Annotated in this window: 21 protein-coding genes and 1 other RNA gene; 11 read left to right on the top strand and 11 right to left on the bottom strand. The window is 68.9% G+C overall.

Annotation, left to right across the window (positions count from 1 at the left end):
* Positions 1–3: 3 nt before the first annotated feature.
* Positions 4–1,164: a bifunctional RNase H/acid phosphatase gene (locus ACTMTB_RS13555; RefSeq protein ID WP_441145520.1), complete on the top strand. Its 1,161-nt coding sequence runs from the start codon at positions 4–6 to the stop codon at positions 1,162–1,164.
* 19 nt (positions 1,165–1,183) lie between these two features.
* On the opposite strand, the gene ACTMTB_RS13550 is transcribed toward ACTMTB_RS13555, so the two are convergent.
* The 5 genes from ACTMTB_RS13550 to ACTMTB_RS13530 are packed head-to-tail and all read right to left on the bottom strand — an operon-like array spanning position 1,184 to position 3,224.
* Positions 1,184–1,396, bottom strand: coding sequence for a hypothetical protein (locus ACTMTB_RS13550; RefSeq protein WP_441145518.1), 213 nt, complete (start codon positions 1,394–1,396; stop codon positions 1,184–1,186).
* Positions 1,393–1,764: a YbaB/EbfC family nucleoid-associated protein gene (locus tag ACTMTB_RS13545; protein WP_357618111.1), complete on the bottom strand. Its 372-nt coding sequence runs from the start codon at positions 1,762–1,764 to the stop codon at positions 1,393–1,395. Before ACTMTB_RS13545 ends, ACTMTB_RS13550 begins: the two co-directional genes overlap by 4 nt.
* Positions 1,764–2,177: a YbaB/EbfC family nucleoid-associated protein gene (locus ACTMTB_RS13540; protein WP_441145516.1), complete on the bottom strand. Its 414-nt coding sequence runs from the start codon at positions 2,175–2,177 to the stop codon at positions 1,764–1,766. Before ACTMTB_RS13540 ends, ACTMTB_RS13545 begins: the two co-directional genes overlap by 1 nt.
* The gene (locus ACTMTB_RS13535) at positions 2,174–2,908 is read right to left on the bottom strand and encodes a hypothetical protein (RefSeq protein ID WP_441145514.1); all 735 of its coding nucleotides are present in this window, start codon (positions 2,906–2,908) and stop codon (positions 2,174–2,176) included. The genes ACTMTB_RS13540 and ACTMTB_RS13535 overlap by 4 nt, the downstream gene beginning before the upstream one ends.
* A 13-nt stretch (positions 2,909–2,921) precedes the next feature.
* A complete protein-coding gene (locus ACTMTB_RS13530; protein ID WP_441145512.1) occupies positions 2,922–3,224 on the bottom strand; it encodes a hypothetical protein in 303 nt (100 codons plus the stop codon).
* Positions 3,225–3,428: 204 nt separating this feature from the next.
* On the opposite strand from ACTMTB_RS13530, the gene ACTMTB_RS13525 reads away from it, so the two are divergent.
* Complete coding sequence (locus ACTMTB_RS13525) at positions 3,429–3,695, top strand: DUF3311 domain-containing protein (protein WP_357919046.1); 267 nt, start codon at positions 3,429–3,431, stop codon at positions 3,693–3,695.
* Positions 3,695–5,350 (top strand): monocarboxylate uptake permease MctP, encoded by a 1,656-nt coding sequence (gene mctP / locus ACTMTB_RS13520; protein WP_441145510.1) that lies wholly within the window; start codon positions 3,695–3,697, stop codon positions 5,348–5,350. The genes ACTMTB_RS13525 and mctP overlap by 1 nt, the downstream gene beginning before the upstream one ends.
* A gap of 192 nt (positions 5,351–5,542) precedes the next feature.
* Here mctP and ACTMTB_RS13515 read toward each other — a convergent pair whose 3' ends face one another.
* A complete protein-coding gene (locus tag ACTMTB_RS13515; protein WP_441145508.1) occupies positions 5,543–6,019 on the bottom strand; it encodes a MarR family winged helix-turn-helix transcriptional regulator in 477 nt (158 codons plus the stop codon).
* A 73-nt stretch (positions 6,020–6,092) separates the two neighbouring features.
* A complete protein-coding gene (locus ACTMTB_RS13510; RefSeq protein WP_441145506.1) occupies positions 6,093–6,854 on the bottom strand; it encodes a sulfite exporter TauE/SafE family protein in 762 nt (253 codons plus the stop codon).
* Between the two features lie 223 nt (positions 6,855–7,077).
* Between ACTMTB_RS13510 and rnpB the strand changes: the two genes are divergently transcribed.
* The 5 genes from rnpB (at position 7,078) to ACTMTB_RS13485 (ending at position 11,277) form a co-directional block, all read left to right on the top strand.
* An RNA gene (gene rnpB, locus ACTMTB_RS13505) (RNase P RNA component class A) lies at positions 7,078–7,493 on the top strand.
* A gap of 727 nt (positions 7,494–8,220) precedes the next feature.
* Positions 8,221–8,553 (top strand): PadR family transcriptional regulator, encoded by a 333-nt coding sequence (locus tag ACTMTB_RS13500; protein ID WP_441145504.1) that lies wholly within the window; start codon positions 8,221–8,223, stop codon positions 8,551–8,553.
* A complete protein-coding gene (locus ACTMTB_RS13495; protein WP_441145502.1) occupies positions 8,550–9,494 on the top strand; it encodes a hypothetical protein in 945 nt (314 codons plus the stop codon). The genes ACTMTB_RS13500 and ACTMTB_RS13495 overlap by 4 nt, the downstream gene beginning before the upstream one ends.
* Before the next feature lie 284 nt (positions 9,495–9,778).
* On the top strand, positions 9,779–10,468 hold the full coding sequence (locus tag ACTMTB_RS13490; protein WP_441145500.1) for a hypothetical protein: 690 nt from the start codon (positions 9,779–9,781) through the stop codon (positions 10,466–10,468).
* 233 nt (positions 10,469–10,701) lie between these two features.
* Positions 10,702–11,277: a hypothetical protein gene (locus tag ACTMTB_RS13485; RefSeq protein ID WP_441145498.1), complete on the top strand. Its 576-nt coding sequence runs from the start codon at positions 10,702–10,704 to the stop codon at positions 11,275–11,277.
* A gap of 874 nt (positions 11,278–12,151) precedes the next feature.
* On the opposite strand, the gene ACTMTB_RS13480 is transcribed toward ACTMTB_RS13485, so the two are convergent.
* The gene (locus ACTMTB_RS13480; RefSeq protein WP_441145918.1) at positions 12,152–12,385 is read right to left on the bottom strand and encodes a hypothetical protein; all 234 of its coding nucleotides are present in this window, start codon (positions 12,383–12,385) and stop codon (positions 12,152–12,154) included.
* 562 nt (positions 12,386–12,947) lie between these two features.
* On the opposite strand from ACTMTB_RS13480, the gene ACTMTB_RS13475 reads away from it, so the two are divergent.
* The gene (locus ACTMTB_RS13475) at positions 12,948–13,142 is read left to right on the top strand and encodes a helix-turn-helix transcriptional regulator (protein ID WP_408630742.1); all 195 of its coding nucleotides are present in this window, start codon (positions 12,948–12,950) and stop codon (positions 13,140–13,142) included.
* Positions 13,143–13,248: 106 nt separating this feature from the next.
* On the opposite strand, the gene ACTMTB_RS13470 is transcribed toward ACTMTB_RS13475, so the two are convergent.
* Together ACTMTB_RS13470 and ACTMTB_RS13465 are read right to left on the bottom strand one after the other, a co-directional pair.
* Positions 13,249–13,938 carry an HAD family hydrolase gene (locus tag ACTMTB_RS13470; protein WP_441145495.1) on the bottom strand — a complete coding sequence of 230 codons (690 nt, stop codon included), beginning with the start codon at positions 13,936–13,938 and terminating at the stop codon, positions 13,249–13,251.
* The gene (locus ACTMTB_RS13465) at positions 13,935–14,087 is read right to left on the bottom strand and encodes a hypothetical protein (protein ID WP_441145493.1); all 153 of its coding nucleotides are present in this window, start codon (positions 14,085–14,087) and stop codon (positions 13,935–13,937) included. Before ACTMTB_RS13465 ends, ACTMTB_RS13470 begins: the two co-directional genes overlap by 4 nt.
* A 10-nt stretch (positions 14,088–14,097) precedes the next feature.
* On the opposite strand from ACTMTB_RS13465, the gene ACTMTB_RS13460 reads away from it, so the two are divergent.
* Both ACTMTB_RS13460 and ACTMTB_RS13455 read left to right on the top strand, forming a co-directional pair.
* Positions 14,098–14,514 (top strand): tyrosine-type recombinase/integrase, encoded by a 417-nt coding sequence (locus ACTMTB_RS13460; RefSeq protein WP_441145491.1) that lies wholly within the window; start codon positions 14,098–14,100, stop codon positions 14,512–14,514.
* Between the two features lie 159 nt (positions 14,515–14,673).
* Positions 14,674–15,459: a maleylpyruvate isomerase N-terminal domain-containing protein gene (locus ACTMTB_RS13455; RefSeq protein ID WP_441145489.1), complete on the top strand. Its 786-nt coding sequence runs from the start codon at positions 14,674–14,676 to the stop codon at positions 15,457–15,459.
* 575 nt (positions 15,460–16,034) lie between these two features.
* On the opposite strand, the gene ACTMTB_RS13450 is transcribed toward ACTMTB_RS13455, so the two are convergent.
* Complete coding sequence (locus ACTMTB_RS13450; RefSeq protein WP_441145487.1) at positions 16,035–17,315, bottom strand: low temperature requirement protein A; 1,281 nt, start codon at positions 17,313–17,315, stop codon at positions 16,035–16,037.
* Between the last annotated feature and the right edge of the window lie 289 nt (positions 17,316–17,604).

Below are 17,604 nucleotides of genomic sequence, written 5' to 3'. Positions count from 1 at the left end.
CCGGTGGCGGTGCGCGCGGTCGTCATCGAGGCCGACGGCGGGTCCCGGGGCAATCCGGGCCCGGCCGGCTACGGCGCGGTGGTCCGGGACCCGGACTCCGGGGAGGTGCTGCTGGAGCGCTCCGAGGCGATCGGGGTGTCCACCAACAACGTCGCCGAGTACCGGGGGCTGATCGCCGGGCTGGAGGCCGCCGCCGAGCTGGGCGCGGCCGAGGTCGAGGCGCGGATGGACTCCAAGCTGGTGGTCGAGCAGATGTGCGGCCGCTGGCAGATCAAGCACCCGGGGCTGCGCCCGCTCGCCGCGCAGGCCGCCGCGCTGGTCGACCGCTTCGAGTCGGTCCGGTTCAGCTGGATCCCCCGGGAGCGCAACCGGCACGCCGACGCGCTGGCCAACGCCGCGATGGACGCCGCCGCCGGCAGGCCGCCGAAGCGCCCCGCCGTCGCCGAGCCGCCGCGCGAGGTCGCCGCCCGCGCCGCCACCCGGACCGCCGCGACCGATCCGGCGACGATGAAGCCCTCCTGGGAGCCGCGGCCCAGTTTCACCGCCACCCGGCTGATCCTGGTCCGCCACGGCGAGACCGAGTGGACCGTGCAGCACCGCTACGCCGGCCGCGCCGACGTCCCGCTCTCCGACCAGGGCCGGGCCCAGGCCCGGGCCACGGCCGCGCGGGTGGCCGAGCTGGCCCCGTCCGTCGCGGCCGTGCTCAGCTCACCGCTGTCCCGGTGTACGGCGACCGCCGAGGCGATCGCCGGGGCGCTCGGCGGCATCCCGGTACGCCCGCAGGACGACTGGATCGAGTGCGACTTCGGCGACTGGGACGGCAAGACCTTCGCCGAGGTACGCGACCAGTGGCCGGGGGAGCTGGACGCCTGGCTCGCCTCGACCCGGATCGCGCCGCCCGGCGGGGAGTCGTTCACCGTCGTCGCCGAGCGGGTCGACCGGGCGGTGGCGGCGCTGCGCGAGGCGTACCCGGGGGAGACCGTGGTGGTGGTCTCGCACGTCTCGCCGATCAAGCTGGCGTTGCGCGACGCCCTGGCGGCCGGCGACGCCTTCTTGCACCGGCTCTACCTCGACGCGGCCGGCATCTCGGTGCTGGACATGTGGCCCGACGGCGGCGTGGCGGTACGCAGCATCAACGACACGGCCCACCTCGCGGCGCGCTGACCGGCGGGGGACCGGTAGGTCAGCCGCGACCGGAGCGCAGCAGCCAGCGCATGAGGTAGAGGCACGGCAGCGCGACCGCCAGCCACATCAGGCCCACGGCGAGCCGGACCAGGCCCGGCAGCCCCGGCTGGAGGGCGAGGAAACCCAGGCCGATGGTGGCCACGACGAGCAGATAGCCGAGGATCGCCGCGTTGCGGCGTGGCGAGCGGGGTGGGCGGGGTGGGCGGGTCACGGGCGGGGCGTCCCTTCGGTCAGCCGCGACACCAGTCGCAGGGGGTCGCGCAGCACGTCACCGACGGCGTGGTCGCCGACCCGCAGCGAATCGAGCAGCTCCTGGCGGGCCTCGTCCACCTGTCGGCCGGCCGCCCGGATCGTCTCGGTGACCAGCTCGCCGAGGGTCAGGTTGTCGACGGTACGGCGGGCTCGGGGGTCGATGCGGATGTCCAGCAGCTCCCGCGCCCCGGACATCTCCACGGTGACCTCGCCGTCGGGCGAGGAGACGACGTGCCGCCGGTGCGCGGCCCCCTCCGCGAACTCGACCGCGGCGGTCATCGCCGAGGTCATCTGCCGGGCCAGGGCGCTCAGGTCCGGTCGTTGCATCAGCCCACCGCCCCGGTGCCGCGGAGGAACTCGTCGAGCGCCTGCCGGGGTGCGGGCGGCTGGTCGACGCCGTCGTTGCCGGTGATCTCCCGGATCCGGTCGGTGAGGGTGGTCGACAGCCGAATCTGGGCCTGGCGTACCGCCTCCAGGCAGGCGGCCCCGAGCTGGTCGGCGTCGAGGTCCCGGACGGCCTGCGGGCTGAGGTAGACCTCGGCCACCTCGCCGTCGCCGGTCACCCGGGCGGTCACCGTGCCGGTGGCGTCGCTGGCCTCGACGCTCTCCTCCCGCAGCGCGGCGATCCGGGCGGCCAGGCCGTCCACCCGCTCCCGGACGGCGCGCAGCGAGGGGTCGGTGTAGCCCTGGCGGCGCGCCTCGTCCGCCGCCGCCGCGATGGCCTCCGCGTCCGCGTTCACCGCTGCACCCACTCGGCCGGATCGCCGATGACGATCTTCAGGGACTCGGGCAGCCGGATGCTGGCCGTGTCGATCCGCCCGCTCCGGTCGGCGAACTTGTTTGCCAGCTCGTCGTTGGCGTCGCCGAGGGTCTTGGCGGAGAGCCAGACCGTCATGACGAAGCCGGCCAGCAGGCCGATCACGGCGACCGCGAAGGCCGCCCAGGAGGCGAAGATGCCGATCTTGACGGCCGGCGAGACCGGGCCGGCGGCGTTGGCGGCCACGGCGGCGACGGCGGCGCTGACCGTGGCGACCAGGAACGCGCCGAGGGTGGTGATCACGCCGGCCGCCAGCTGCGCGCAGTACGAGTCCATCAGGGAGCAGGTCTGCGCCAGTCGCTCCAGGGCCGGCAGCAGGTCGCCGGTGGCGAACGCGTGGAACTGGGTGGCCGCCGAGTCCTGCCAGAACCCGTCGACCTTCTCGATCTGGCTCAGCAGTTGGGCGTGCATGCTGTCGTACGCGTTCTTCAGCTCGCCCCAGGTGCCGGAGTTGCTGATCCACGGCTCAGGATCGACGACGTTCGGCATCACCAGCAGCCCGGTCAGGGCGGCCGCCGCCATACCGGCCCCGGAGGGCTCCAGCGCGACGATCAGGCCGCTGGTGGCGGCGACCACCAGCCCCCGGATCAGCAGTGTGTCGAACGCGTCGCTGTCGGTGTCGGTCCAGCCGCCCTCGTCCCAGCCCGCCGGCATCCGTCCCCCTCGGTCAGTCGTGACTGCGCTGGAAGCCGGCCGCCTGGTCGGCCTCCAACTGCTCGTAGTGGCCGGCGACCCGGTGCAGCGCCGTGCCGATCGCGTCGAAGGTGTCACGCAGCGCGGTGGTCACCGCGCCCACCGCGGCCAGGGACTGCGCGTAGTCGTCCGCCGCAGACATCGCGAAGAGCGGGAAGGCCCCCTGCGGCAGCTCCAGCCCGGCCAGCGTCGGGCGGGTCTGCTGGTCGAGCTCGTCGACGTACGTCGAGAAGGAGGAGCCCAACGCCCGCATCGCCTCGGTCGCGTACAGCGACACCCTGCGCCACCCCCGTGTCAGTGCGTGAGGCCCCAGGTTAGCGGCGCGCGGCCCGGCCGGCTGCCCCGTCCAGGGCCGGGCACGTCATTCGGCGCAGCGGACTTGCCGCTCGGCGCAGGGTGCGGCGACGAGTGGCGTGACGGCAGTCACAGGGTGGTTAGCCTCCGCGCGATCACACCGACCCACGACCCTTCGGAGACGCAGATGAGTGATCCCGGAACACCACCGGCCGAGCCGGGACCGGATCCCGCGGCGGGCACGGCGTCGTCCAGGGCGAAGGACCACAGTCCCTGGAACTGGCTGCTCTTCGTCCCGATCCTGGTGCCGCTGATCCCGGCGTTCTTCAACGCGGACTCGCCCCGGCTCTTCGGCTTCCCGCGCTTCTACTGGCTGCAACTGGCCTACATCCTGCTCGGGGTGGCCACCACGACGCTCGTGTACCAGATGACGAAGAAGCGGGGTGGTCGGTGATGTGGCGTGACCATTTGACCGAGATCATCGTCTTCACGATCCTCTTCCTGCTGGTCAGCGCGATGGGCTTCGTCGCGGCCCGCTGGCGGGCGCCGCGGGACATGGCCCACCTCGACGAGTGGGGGCTGGGCGGGCGCAACTTCGGCGGCTGGATCACCTGGTTCCTGGTCGGCGGTGACCTCTACACCGCGTACACCTTCGTCGCGGTACCGGCGCTGGTGTTCGGCGCGGGCGCGATGGGCTTCTTCGCCGTGCCGTACACCATCGTCATCTATCCGCTGGTGTTCCTGGTGCTCTGCCGGCTCTGGTCGGTCTCGCACCGGCACGGCTTCGTCACCCCGGCCGACTTCGTCCGGAACCGGTTCGACTCGCCGGTGCTGGCACTGCTGGTCGCGATCACCGGCATCGTCGCCACGATGCCCTACATCGCGCTGCAACTGGTCGGCATCGAGGCGGTGTTGAAGACGATGGGGGTGACCGGCGAGAGCACCCTGGCCCGACACCTGCCGATCATCATCGCCTTCGCCATCCTGGCCGCGTACACGTACCAGTCCGGGCTGCGGGCGCCGGCGCTGATCGCGTTCGTCAAGGACACGCTGATCTACATCGTGATCCTGGTGGCGGTGCTGTACCTGCCCTACAAGCTCGGCGGCTGGGGCGAGATCTTCGACGCGGCGGACGCGAAGTTCAAGGCGTCAGCGGCGCCGGGCGACGGCATCCTGCTCAACGCCAACAACCAGCTCCAGTACATCACCCTGGCGTTCGGCTCGGCGCTGGCGCTGTTCCTCTACCCGCACAGCATCACCGGCGTGCTGGCCAGCCGGAACCGGGACGTGATCAAGCGGAACATGTCCGCGCTGCCGGCGTACAGCCTGCTGCTCGGGTTGATCGCGCTGCTCGGCTTCATGGCCATCGCGGCCGGGGTGAAGCCGCTGCCCGGGGCGACGGCGGGGAGCGTGGACAACAACACGGTGGTGCCGGTCCTGTTCGACCAGCAGTTCCCCGACTGGTTCGCCGGGGTCGCGTACGCGGCCATCGGCATCGGCGCGCTGGTGCCGGCGGCGATCATGTCGATCGCGGCGGCGAACCTGTTCACCCGCAACATCTACAAGGAGTACCTGAAGCGGGACGCCTCCCCGGCGCAGGAGGCGCAGGTCTCGAAGGTGACCTCGCTGCTGGTCAAGGTGGGCGCGCTGGCGTTCATCATCTTCCTCGACCCGCAGTTCTCCATCGACCTCCAGCTCATCGGCGGCGTGATCATCCTCCAGACGCTGCCGGCGGTGGCGCTGGGCCTGTACACCCGCTGGTTCCACCGCACCGCGCTGATCGCCGGCTGGGCGGCCGGCATGGGCATGGGCATGTGGATGCTCTACCAGATCGCCAACCCGGTGACCGGGAAGAAGCACTTCGCCGGCTCGGCCTTCCCGCTGTCCGAGTTCGGCTTCGACACCAAGAAGACGATCTACGTGGGCATCGTGGCGGTGCTGGTCAACCTGGTGGTGGCCGCGCTGCTGACCCTGGTCCTGCGGGCCGCGAAGGTCACCAACGGGGTGGACCACACCACGCCGGACGACTACTTCGCCGACGAGGGCGACCCCCGGGTCACTCCGGGCCCCGAGCGCGACGCCGACTCGGCCCGCGAGCCGGTGGCGTAAGGGTCGATCCGCCCCGGGTGCCCGCTGCGGTGGGTACCCGGGGTCCCGCGGCCGGCCGCTGTGCCGAGACGCTGTGGAGCTGATGACGTGAACGGATCGGTGGCGACGCCCGGCCGCTGAGTCGTTCACGTCATCAGCTCCGTACCGTCCGCCGCCCGTCCTTGCCGGTGCGGGGCGAGGGGTGGCTTTCGTTCAGCGGCGGCGGTTGCGGGCGCTCAGCGCCTCGTTGAGCCGGCCCAGCAACCGCGCCAGGGTGTCCCGGTCCTCGGCGTCCCAGTCGCCGAGGATGTCGCCGTAGAGCCGGGTGCGCGCCGCCCGCACCGCCGCCATCCGTTGCAGGCCGGCCGCGGTGGGGGAGACCACCGTGCCGCGCCCGTCCGCCGGGTCGGGGGCGCGGGTGATCAGCCCGTCGCGTTGCAGGGCCGAGACCTGCCGGGTGACCGTCGAGCCGTCCAGGTTGAGCTGCGCCGCGAGCGCGGAGACGTTCTGCGGGCCAGCCGCGTCCAGGTGCCGCAGGATCACGTACGCCGCCCGGTCCAGCACCCGGTGCTCGGCGGTGCCGGTGGCCCGGCGGGTCGCCTCGCCCAGGCGCATCAGCAGGGCCACCTCGGTCTCGATCCGGCCGAGGGTGGCCTGGTCGTCCGCTCCCGCGCGCTGGTCGTCGCTCATAGCTGTATCGTACAAACAAAACTATCTGTACGATACAGCCATCTGGGCGGCGGAGTGGATCGGCGTACCGAGATCAGCCCAGCGCCCGCCAGAGCAGGTAGAGGCCGATCACCGTGCCGAAGGCCACGATCAGCATCTTGAGGAGCACCGGCGGCAACCGGCGGACCAGCCGGGCGCCGGCGTACCCGCCGACCAGCGTGGCCGGCGCGACCACCGCGACCGCCGCCCAGTTCACCGGCCCGAAGAGCGAGAAGACCGCCACCGTGGTCAGCCCGACCACCGCCGAGAGCAGGTTCTTGATCGCGGTGACCCGGGCCAGCGTCGCGTCCAGCACCAGGGCCAGGCCGGCGACCAGCATCACCCCGAGGGCCGCGCCGAAATAGCCGCCGTACACCGCGCCGAGCGCGACCATGGCCTGCACCGCGACGGTACGGCGGCGCGGCGACAGGTCGCGCGGATGCCCGACCAGCGCGCGCAGCGGATCCTGGAAGGCGAGCATCGCGGTCGCGCCGAGCACCAGGAACGGTACGACCACCTCGAACGTCCGGGCCGGGGTCGCCAGCAGCAGGAGGCAACCGACGATCGTGCCGACGACCGTGGCGGGCGCCAGCGTCACCAGCGAACGCCTCGGCGGCAGGTCGGCCCGGCTGCCCGCCACGCTGGCCAGGTAACCGGGGCAGACCGAGACCGAGTTGGTGACGTTCGCCGGCACCGGCGGTAGGCCCACCGCGATCAGCGCCGGGAAGGTGATCAGCGAACCGCCCCCGGCCGCCGCGTTGACCGTGCCCGCGGCGAGCCCGGCGGCGAGCAGGAGCGCGGCGTCGGAAAGATCCATGGTGCCCCGAGGCTAGTACGCCCCGCGCGACCACCGCGCCCCGACCACCCCGCCCCACCGTCCGCCGCGACCTGCGCGGGCGCGTGCTGTTTGCGGCGTGTCGGGGTGTCCCGGCCCCCGGACACCGCGACACGGCGCAAACCGGACAGCGGGGACTCCCCGGAGGTCGTCCGGGGCGGAAATGGGCGGGGAGCCGGCGTCGTTAGGATGAGGGTGCGACGGACGAGTCGACCGGGCGGTCGCGTCGGCGGGCTCCGGCCCGCCGCCGAGGAACGTCCGGACTCCACAGGGCAGGGTGGTTGCTAACGGCAACCCGGGGTGACCCGCGGGACAGTGCCACAGAAAACAGACCGCCGGCCCATCGGGTCGGTAAGGGTGAAACGGTGGGGTAAGAGCCCACCAGCACCCCGGGTGACCGGGGTGGCTCGGTAAACCCCGCCCGGAGCAAGGCCAAGAAAGGGTCGTCACCGCAAGATGGCGACCCGGCGCAGACGCTTGAGGGTTGCCCGCCCGATGTCTGCGGGTAGGCCGCATGAGCCTGCCGGCAACGGCAGGCCGAGATGGATGGCCGCCGCCGGCCCGTACCCCGCGAGGGGTACGCGCCGCGCACAGAATCCGGCGTACAGGTCGACTCGTCCGTCGCCCACCAGGTCGCAGCCTCGACAAGGTTGCGACCTGCTTGTATTCCGGGCTGCCTATGGTCGTCGTTGGCCATCGCTGGTCGCCGTCTGACGCCCTGCAGACGCCCTCACGCCCTGGCGACGCCCTGGCCTTGCTGTCGCCAGTCACAATGGGTGGGTGGTGTTGATGGGTTGCGCTGGGGGCGAAGTCGCGGGTTCAAGGCCCGCCGCTCGCGGTGCACTCCTCGCCTGCGTACGGTGGCCGCAGCGCTCGTTGCTGTCCTCGCCGCCGTCATGCAGGGGGGCCTCGCGGCGGAGGCCGCGGCCAGTGGAGCGGAAGCGTCTCGCTGGATCTTCTACGGTGGGTCTGCGGCCGCCATGATCGGAGCGGTCGCCGTCAACATCATGACCACGTTTGCGGGCGTACCTCAGTTGGCAGAGGACGCCCACAGCGGAGCCCATCAACACCACGGGCAAGAACACTCGTGCTTCGCGTCACGGCCCATAGCCGCCTTTGATCCGTAGCTCCGGGCAATGCGGTCCTCTACGGCTACCCGCGATGGCCGATCGCCCTTGGTCGCCCCGCGAGGGACGCTGCGGGCCGGTGGGTTGCTGTACCTCGCTGCTGTACGGCGCTTGCGCGCCATGCGGGGGCATTGCCTTGAAGCGTGCCAGCAATGCGTGGTCTTCCCGCCGAGTACCGCACCAACCTTGCCATACTTAGTCCGACTGCATATTCTCTCGCCATGGCTATCCGCGAACAGAGCTATTACGCGCTCGCCGCGCTGATGGACGGCCCACTCCATGGATACGCAATCATCAAGCGTGCCGAGGAGTTGTCGGGCGGTCGGGTACGCATGGCGGCCGGCACCCTCTATGCGGCGCTCGACCGGCTCAGCGCCGAAGGGCTCCTCCGCATGGTCGACGAGGAGGTGGTCAACGGGCGGGCCCGGCGGTACTACGACCTCACGGACGAGGGCGTTGCCGTGCTCCGTGCCGAGGCCGATCGGATGATCCAGGCGGCGCGCGTCGTGACCGACCGATCGGCACTGCGGGTGCGGGCGGTGAGGCCGGCATGACTCAGGAGACACTTGAGGCGCGGTACCGGCTGCTCCTGTGGGCGTACCCGAAGCGCTACCGGCGTGAGCGCGGCGCTGAGATGATCGGCACGCTCATGGAGGCGGCCGGCCCTGATCAGCGGCGCCCGACGGCGCGGGAGGCGGCGATCCTGATCCTGCGGGGATTGCAGACCCGTGCCGGGACGCGCGACGCGCGTTCGACAAGCCGGGGCTTCCGTGGGTCGCTGCGGCTGGCCGTGCTCCTGCTGTTGGCATACGCCACCGCCGGCAGCCTGGCCGAGACCGGCAGAGTCCTCCCTCGCGTCGTCCCGGACGGTGTGGATTATCCACCTGAGCTCATCCATCCACTGGTAACCGTCATCGCCGCCTTGGCGGTCGTCGCGGTAGCCGGCGGGCGATACGTGCTGGGCCTGCTGGCGACGCTTAGCGCGCTTGCCGCGACGCTGGTCGTCCTGCGCCTCAGCTTCGTCGGCGTCGACAGCGTCACCGGCGAGCGCCACTATCCACCGATCGAGTTCGTACTCAACATGGCCATGGCTGACTCGGCCCTCTGGCCGCTGCCGATCGCCGTGCTGCTGATCGTGCCGTTGATTCTCTGGCCGGCGCCGGGCACGCGGCGGCCGATGGCCTGGCTGCTAGCCGTGCCAGTCGCGGTGTTCCTACTACCCACCGACTACGACGTGACGATCAACCTGCAACCAGGGGCCACCGTCGTCGTGATGGCCGGCTTCCTGCTGTGGGTTGCCGTCGATGCCCGGGCGACCATCGCGGCCGCGGTGCTGCTCGTCCCGCTGATCATCGCCATGCTGTCGCTCGGAGCCTGGGGCGCTTGGGGCCAGCCCGAGGTACTCGGCGCCACGTGGTTCTGGACGTTCGTCATCGGGGCCCTCGTCCTGCTAACCGCCGGCGCCCTCGGCCTTCGCCGCCAGGCCCGCGTCTAGCAGGCTCCGCGCCACGTCGTCGTTGGCTGTGGCGGAGGGCTAGTCGCCGGGCTACTTCGGGCGCTGGCGGCCTGTAAATCCGTCGCGAAAGCTACAGAGGTTCGAATCCTCTACCCGCCACCAGGTTCAGAGACGGGCCCCTGACCAGCAGAGATGCCGGTTGGGGGCCCTTCTCGTGGGGTCCAGCCCAGTCCAGTCTGATCCGGTGCTCCCTGAGCCTCCACGGGAACATGACGGGAACGTGGTCTTGTCTGGGCGTGGCGAGCCTGGCCTACCCTGACGCGGTGCTGGCCGCTGAGGATCCAAAGATCACCGACTGGATGCAGGCATGGGGCAGCGTTGCCGGCTTGGCGATGTCGACGCTGGCCGTGCTGCTTACCGGACTTCTGTTTCGCCATGAGATCCGCGTGCGCCGCGACGAGAAGGAGAGCGCAGAGTCAGCCCAGGCTCAGTTGGTCGTTGTGGGTGTGGACCGATTTTTGGGTAACGACGATAAAGGATGGACTGGGGCTAGCTGGTTCGTTCGGAACGAGAGTGCAGCGCCGATTTCCAATCTAATTGTCCTCCCTCGCTTCGACGATGACATTGAGTACGGGCTGTTTGCCGGCCACAATACGGTTCACAAAAGTTTGCAGATCGTCACGGCAGACTCAAGAGTCACGGGATTTTGGGAATTCGGCGATCCAAGGCCTTGGCGGAGTTGGGAGTCGGGGGAACCGCGTTCTTTCGAACTGGAGATAATGTTCGTTGATGCCGCGGGTGCCCGCTGGTTCAGGAGTGGAAGCGGGCAGCCGAGGAAATCATTCTTCACGCCAGAGACGGAACAATCCATCATCCAATTGGCAGCAGAGGCCTACGGCGTACCGTTCTGGGTCAGGCAACCAGTCCGTTGGCTTAAGCGCCACGCACATGTGCGGCGGAACCGCATCGTGAAACGCTTAGAGGCGCGCATAGAGAAGCGCTGGAAGGACTGACCCTCGTGCCCGTCTTCCTCTGGCCTCGTTTCAACGAGAGGGCTTCGCGGTGGCGCCAGGGTAGAGGACTGTGGACGAAGGCTGACCAATGCCACCGCGCGGGGTAGCGCGGGGAAGACAAGGGGTGCGCGGAGTGACATCCTCTGTGGATGCTTGCGATCCTCGACGCACCACAGGGCGGCATCACACCAGGTGACTGGCTAGGCGCAGGAGTAGGCCTAGCGTCATTGGCGGTGACCAGCGTGCTGGCGTTCCTCGTTTATCAGCTACAACGGCGCGACCGAACCTTTGAGCTTGCACAAGAACGGGTCCGACAGGAGCAGGAAACCCGCGGACGTGAGCAGCGTGACGAGATGCGGGTCAAGGAGGAGCGCGAGCGAGAACTGCGCGGAATTAGGCGTGAGCGACATCGCGAAGACTTTCAGATGGCCAGCCAAGCACTAAACGCAATTGCTGAAATCCTTGACGAACTGGAGGACGGTGCCCTCAATGATGAGTTGACGCACGTAGAGAGCCTTCGCGCTGCGGCGAGGAATCTGGAAAGCGTCAACAGCAGAATAGAGAGCCTTGCCGTTCTCGGCACGCTGGCCTCGCAAGCTGTGCTCCTAGCCATCCTTGCCACCCGTATGCCCAGGGATGACTCCTTCGCTCAAGCGGCCGGGGAGGCTGCGGCTGGCCAGGGCTCCGCATTGCACAACCTGGTGCACCGGATGATCAACCTATCAATGACACAATCTCGCCTAGGAGCTCAGATGGCGGAGAAGGTGAAGGAGTGTAGACGGGCTCTTGCAAAGGAGTGGGGCGAATAGCTCGCTCTGTATAGGCTGTCATCCCGTCTGCCGCCGACCCACACTCCGTGGAGCGGGCCAGGGCCAGGGCGACAAGGTGGAGCGCCCTACCGGACGTACGACCTTGTCGCCCTGGCCCTGGTCTGCTCGGCTTGCCTGGGTCGGTGGTGGACGGGATGGCAGCTCCTCAACCACTCCACCACCGCAACTCATGGTCAACTCCATCCCGGAGTCGTCTGGCCCCCGCCGGAGGCAGCTCTAACCCCGCCCCTCCCTCACCACTCACCCTCCCCACTTCCTCCCCCTGGTGCGGGCCCCCAGTGGCCCGCGTAAGCCGTTCGGCAACTCCGAGCCTGCCCCGTGGTCAACTAGGAGCCTTCGGGCGCCACCTGGATCGTGGGAACGGGTGAGGCATGTCCGCCCTGCCTTCGGTCACTCCTGGAATCGTCACCGGATCTCCTGCCTATGGAGGCGGACGCGCGGGGCGGGGCGTGGGTTCCGGGCCGGCTGACTTTCCGCCCCGGCGCCGTAGGCAGCCGGGGCGGCGGCTCCGTAGGAGCCGTTTGCCGCGCCCCGGCCCGCGCCGCGCGGAGCGCCTTGATCTAGTACAGGCCAATTCGGCAAGCCGATTACTGCTAGCTGATGGGTGGGAAGAAGCCGTACCGGCCCAGACCCTTCTGCTTCTGCCGCCGGTCGCGCCTCAGCCATCGACACCAGGCACCCCCGTACGTCTGGACATGTGATCTCTGTCGCGGGTCCACACAGGGTAGCGGATCAAGCGCCTGGTGTAGAAGTCCAAGCTGGGGTCGCCGACCAACGGCGAAGGGGCACTCGTGGCGGCATGACTGGCTGCGTGACCTTTGGACCTGGAAGAACGGGCCCGGCCTCGTTGTGGTCAGCGGTCAAGTCCTCCGGCGTGCATGACTCGTAGCCCCTCCCTCTGCACGAAGACGCTGCGGCGGGCGACGGCGTCTCCCTTGCGGTCGAGTTCGTAGCCGTCGAGCCATGTCCAGTGGTCATAGGTAGGCCAGTCGAGTACGCGGATGACGCGGAACATAATGGGGTTGATGAACTGCACGCTCGCGGCTCGGGTGAGGTGGACGACGTCCCCGGCTTTTGGGAGGGTCACTGCCACCGTCCGTTGAGTGCGCGGAGTCGGCAAGGCCAAATGAGGGACGGGGCTGGGCGGGTCGCGGCATGGGTCAGGTGCAGCACGTCACCGGCCTCCACGGTGGCTCTTTCTGTCTCGCCAAGTGCGTAGGGTCTCGCCGGCCGCCACCAGGCGCGGGCATCCGTCGTCAGAGCACTTCGAGCAGGCCGATCGGTGATGGAAGTCGATGACGTAGCCGGCCATCAGGACGGGGAACGGGGGCTCTGGTTGCCGTTGAGGGATCAGCACGGTTCACCTCTGGTTGAGGCGCTTGAGGGCCTTCGACGAACGCCAGGCGGCGGCCATGGTCATCAAGGGCTGATCTAGAACCGGGACAGCGGCTCGGCCGATCCACCGCTGCGTCTCCGGACGGGGGTGCTTGGATGCGACTGGCTCGCCGGCTACATAGTCCACCGGCTGACCAGGGCGCTGGAACCACTTGAACCTAGTCACCCGTCAAGAGTAAGTGACTAGGCGTCAGAGAGCTAGGCGTCCATCAACTTGATACATGCCTAGTCGACGCATGCCTAGCGTCAGCGTCATGGGCAAGAAGCTGCGGTTGGTGGGTTCGGGCGAGATCCGGATCATGCTTGGCGGCGTCTCCCGACAGCGCGTCTACCAGATCACCAACCGGCGCGATTTCCCTGAGCCTGTGGCAACGCTTCAGATGGGCAACGTGTGGCTCGCCGAGGACGTTGAGGCGTGGATCGCCACGAGGCGCGGAGACCTGGACTAGCTCGTAGCCGCTGTCCTTCGCGCTGTGCGTCGAACTCAGGACTGAGGCAACGAGAAACGCCCCGGTGAGGATCTCCCGGGGCGCTCGTGTGCGGTGGTTGCGGTGCTTACAGCTCGTCGACGGCGAACGCCGCCACCATCTCGGCCATGCTGTCGATGACTGCCTCTGCGGAGGTGAACCGTTCGCGCTTGCCGGGCTTGTTGGCGTACCCGATGGCGGCGATTCCGGCGGCGTGGGCGGCCTCGATGTCGGTAAGGGAGTCGCCGACCAGCACGCATTCTGCTGGCTCGGCGCCCAACTCGCGGACGGCTGCCAGCACCGGGAACGGGTCCGGCTTCATCCGCTCGGGGGCTGCCTCGGGCCGGCCGATGACCGGATGGATGTAGCCGGTCAACCGGCGAGCGGCCAGGTAGGCATGGACGGACTCAGCCGAGTTGTTCGAGACGACGGCGACTCGGCGGCCAGTCTGGTGGGCGGCGACGATGACCTCTCGGCCGTACGGCGTGGGCTGGGCGGTGCAGGCCGCGGTGACCTCCTCGCGGGTCATCGCCTGGTCGATCAAACGAACGACCGCCGGGCGTCCAAGCGCTGCGGTGAAGCGCAGCACGGCGAGCGGGTCACGTTCGGCCAGGATCTCGGGCGGCAGGGTCACGGCCTGGTCGACGAGCAGCCGGCGCAACTCGTGAGCGACGGTCGACGCGGGATGCTGAGCGAAGATGCTGCACACGGGGCCGTCGAAGTCGAGCAGGATCACGCGGACGCGGTCGATCACCTTGGCCAGGTCGGCGGCGGTCACGACGCGTACTCGCGGGCGATGGTGCCCCACACGCTGTCGAACCAGGCGCGGGCCTGCTCGCTATAGAGGGCGTCATTGCTGGTGTCCTCGTCGCTGGGCGTGAAGGGGAAGAGGATCGCGTCCTTGCCCATCGCGTCGTAGATCGCCATCGGCTTGCCGTTGCCCGACTCGGTGGCCCGGTCGCTCAAGGAACACGCCACGAAGTACGACCCGCTCTCGATCACCCTGCCGTGGGAAGACCCGTTCAGCGAGGAGCGGCTGACCGTGCCGCTGATCTTCACCACCACCCGCCGAGGTGCGATCAAACGAGCCACCTTCGACGACAAGAGCTGGCGTCCAGCGGTGAAGGCGGCCGGCATCGTTCCGACCCGGTCTACCGGGATGCACGCGCTGCGCCACTACTACGCCTCGGCGCTGCTCGACGCGGGGGAGAGCATCAAGGCCCTCGCCTCGTACCTCGGGCACTCCGACCCCGGCTTCACGCTCCGGGTCTACACCCACCTGATGCCGGCCAGCGAGGAACGTACCCGCCGCGCAATCGATGATCTCTTCCAAGAACCCCCGTCCACAGGCTGATCTACGACCTAGCCGAGTGGCAGCCGTACGAGTGATTTTCCGCGTTGCGGATGTCGTTCTCCGCGCGTCATCCAAGGGCACGTATCAGTGCCGGGGCGGCCGCCGCGTCGGCTGCGAAATTCGCTGTCCGGTCGTTGGAGCACAGTGATAGAAAGCCGGGTGCACAAAATTCTCACGTTCTCTGATCATCTGCGGCTGATCAACGAACGGTCGACCGCCTTCCGCGCTGCGGTCGCCGCGGCACCCAGCCTCGACCTGCAGGTGCCGACCCATCCCGAGCGGACGCTGTTCGATCTCGTGCAACACGTGGGCATGGGCCGCCGCAAATCAGCCGCCATCGTCGCCGCAGGGCCCGCAGACGCGCCTCCGGAGAAGTCGGCTTGGGAGGACGGCATGGGTGCGCCTCGGGAACGCGAGGCTCTGCTGGCCTGGTGGACCGAGTCCGTCGAGCAGCTGACGAGCGCGCTGCGTGAGGCCGGCCCGGATCGCCCTTGTTGGACGTGGTGGGGTGACTCGCCGTCACCGCAAACCTCTGGTGCATGGGCGCGGCGCCAGGTTCCCGAGATCGCGGTGCACACCTACGACGCCCAGCTCACGGTGGGTGCCCCGCATCCGCTATCGGAGGAGGTCGCCCTCGACGGTTTCGACGACTGCCAGTTCACCCTCTGCGCGACGACGGTCGCCTGGCCACACGACCCCGCCATCGTCGATTACCACGCCACCGAAGGCCACTCCTGGCGCCTTCGGCTTTCCCACGACGGCGCACAGGTCGCCCACCTCACGCCCGCTGCCGGCGAGGACCCCGACACGGCCGACGTCTCCGCCCGGGGCACGGCCAGTGACCTGGTCCTGTTCTTCTACGGCCGCATACCGCTGGATTCGCTGAAATTCGAAGGCGACCGTCGTATCTTCGATCAGCTCGCAGCCTGGGACCCGTCCGTGTGACAACCGACGACATGCGATCTCGTGCACCCGGGGCCCATGACCCCGTGGCAAGCGGCTGGAGCTCTTCCGCGATGTGGTCGATCACGAGATGGTTGGCAGAGAGATGCACGGCGAGCGGCCTACGGCGCGATGACCCGCAATCGATCTCGGTGGAGGCGATGAAGATCGCGTTTGACCAGGGCTTCACTCAGGAGTCGCGCGAAGCCCCGGGCGAGCCGTGGAGGCGTGGATACACGTTTGGCGATGCGGTCGACGCCGAGTGGTTCGCGGAGATCTACAGCGACGTGGTTCTTGATAAGGACCGGTGGAGCCTGCGTGAGCCTGTAGATCGGATCCTCGTTGGTGCGCCGTTGTGGTGCGGACTCCACGGGCGGCGGCGCGGAGGTACCGCGACTTCCGTCGGGGCATGAATGTCAAGCGCTACCAGTGGCACGCCTCTGGCCCTGCCGCTGGCCTTCGCGCCTGCGACGCCTGACGGCCTGGGTGTCGGGCTTGTTGATGTCGGCGGGGAACCCGGCGGCTTCGATGCCCCGGCTCCGACGATGGCTGGCCGATGTCAATGCCGCTCTGCGGAGTCAGGTTCTCTTCGGCCGGGTGGTGGCTGGCGATGGGACTTCTGGTGGTCGACCCCGGGCCTGTCGGGCGTCGGCCAGGGCCATGCCGAGGAGTATTGCGAGGGCGCCTGTCGCCACGATCAACGGTGTGGTGAAGGCCAGCGGGAGTGCCACGGCCGCTAAGGCCGCGATGCCGATGAGCCTGCGCCGGGAGAGCCGGTTGAAGACCACGCGTTCCAATCCGATCCGGCCGACGATATAGACGACCGGCCCGCCGAGGGCCGCGGCCAGCCAGGCTGGGCGCACATGGTCGACTGGGTTGGTCACGACGATTTCGTAGCCGGCCGCCACGAGCACGATGCCCAGGACCATCAGCACGTGGGCGCGTCCGACGGTCTGGCCGGCTCTGACCTGGTCTCCGGCCAAGTCGACGGCTTCGGGGAGCACCTGCCCCACCCGGTAGTAGTAGATCCGCCACAGGAGCACTGTGGTGACGAAGCCGACCACCAGAGCCAGCGTCGTGGCCAGCGACACCGGCGTATCGGTGTAGGTGATCCCCAGCGACAGCACGCTCTCGCCGAGTGCGATCAGCAGGAGTTGCTCGTACCGGTCGGCAAGGTGATGGGTCTTGCTGGGTTCCCAGGCGCTGTCCGATTGCCGGCTCAGGCCGGGCACTGGCCAGGAAAAGCGGGCCGACACGAGGTCGATCGTGATGGCCAGCGCCCACAGGCCTACCCGGGCACCGCCCTGAACCGGGATGCCTGCCAGCCATGGCACGGCCGATACGGTGAACCAGATCGCCGACCGGGCGTAGAGGACTCGTTGCGCACGATCGCGCGACAGTCCGATGAGGACCAGTGGTCGCCCCACCTGGAGGGCTACGTACGGTACGGCGAACGCCCAGCCGCGCCCAACGAACGCGTACGGCAAAGACGACGCCATGAACACCACGCCGAATGCGGTGAGCAGCACCATCACCTGGACGGCTGGCCGGCGCGGGTCGAAGCGGCTCGTGATGTGGGAGGTGGTCGTCCACAGCCACATCATCGGTAGGACCAGCACGAGGATGTACAGCAGCGCCGCCCACTGCCGGGCGAAGGTGTCGGCGGACAGGTCCGACACGACCCGCGAGACGACTCCCGACAAGGCAAAGACCAGCACCAGATCGAAAAACAACTCCAGGAAGTTCGCCCGGCGCTTATCTCCCGCGGTGCTCCCCGTACTTACCACTTCCTGGCCGGGCGGTTCCTGATTCGGCCGTCCACGTCCGGCCCGCCGGCCACCGGTCCCACCCTCGATCACCGACTCATTCTTCAGCCTGACAGGTCCGAACACGGAGAAAGCGCAAGAAACGCTGCCGGCCGTTCGAACATGTGTGTGACCAAGGTATCGGTAGTGGAAATAGGTGGTCGCTGGTGGAACGGCGCGTGGGACCGCACGGCCCGACGGGACATATGGATGGTCTACGACGGCCGGCTCTGGCGAATCCGCAGCCGTCTCGGTGGCGACGGAGGACACGAGGTCTCGTACGACTTTTCGGACGATGCGCCCGCCCGCTCGATGGTGGACCGAATGATGAAAACCTCGGCCG

The sequence above is a fragment of the Micromonospora sp. L32 genome, from assembly GCF_052068055.1.
GTDB classification, from domain to species: domain Bacteria; phylum Actinomycetota; class Actinomycetes; order Mycobacteriales; family Micromonosporaceae; genus Micromonospora; species Micromonospora purpureochromogenes.
This window is presented reverse-complemented; position numbering and strand designations above follow the sequence as displayed.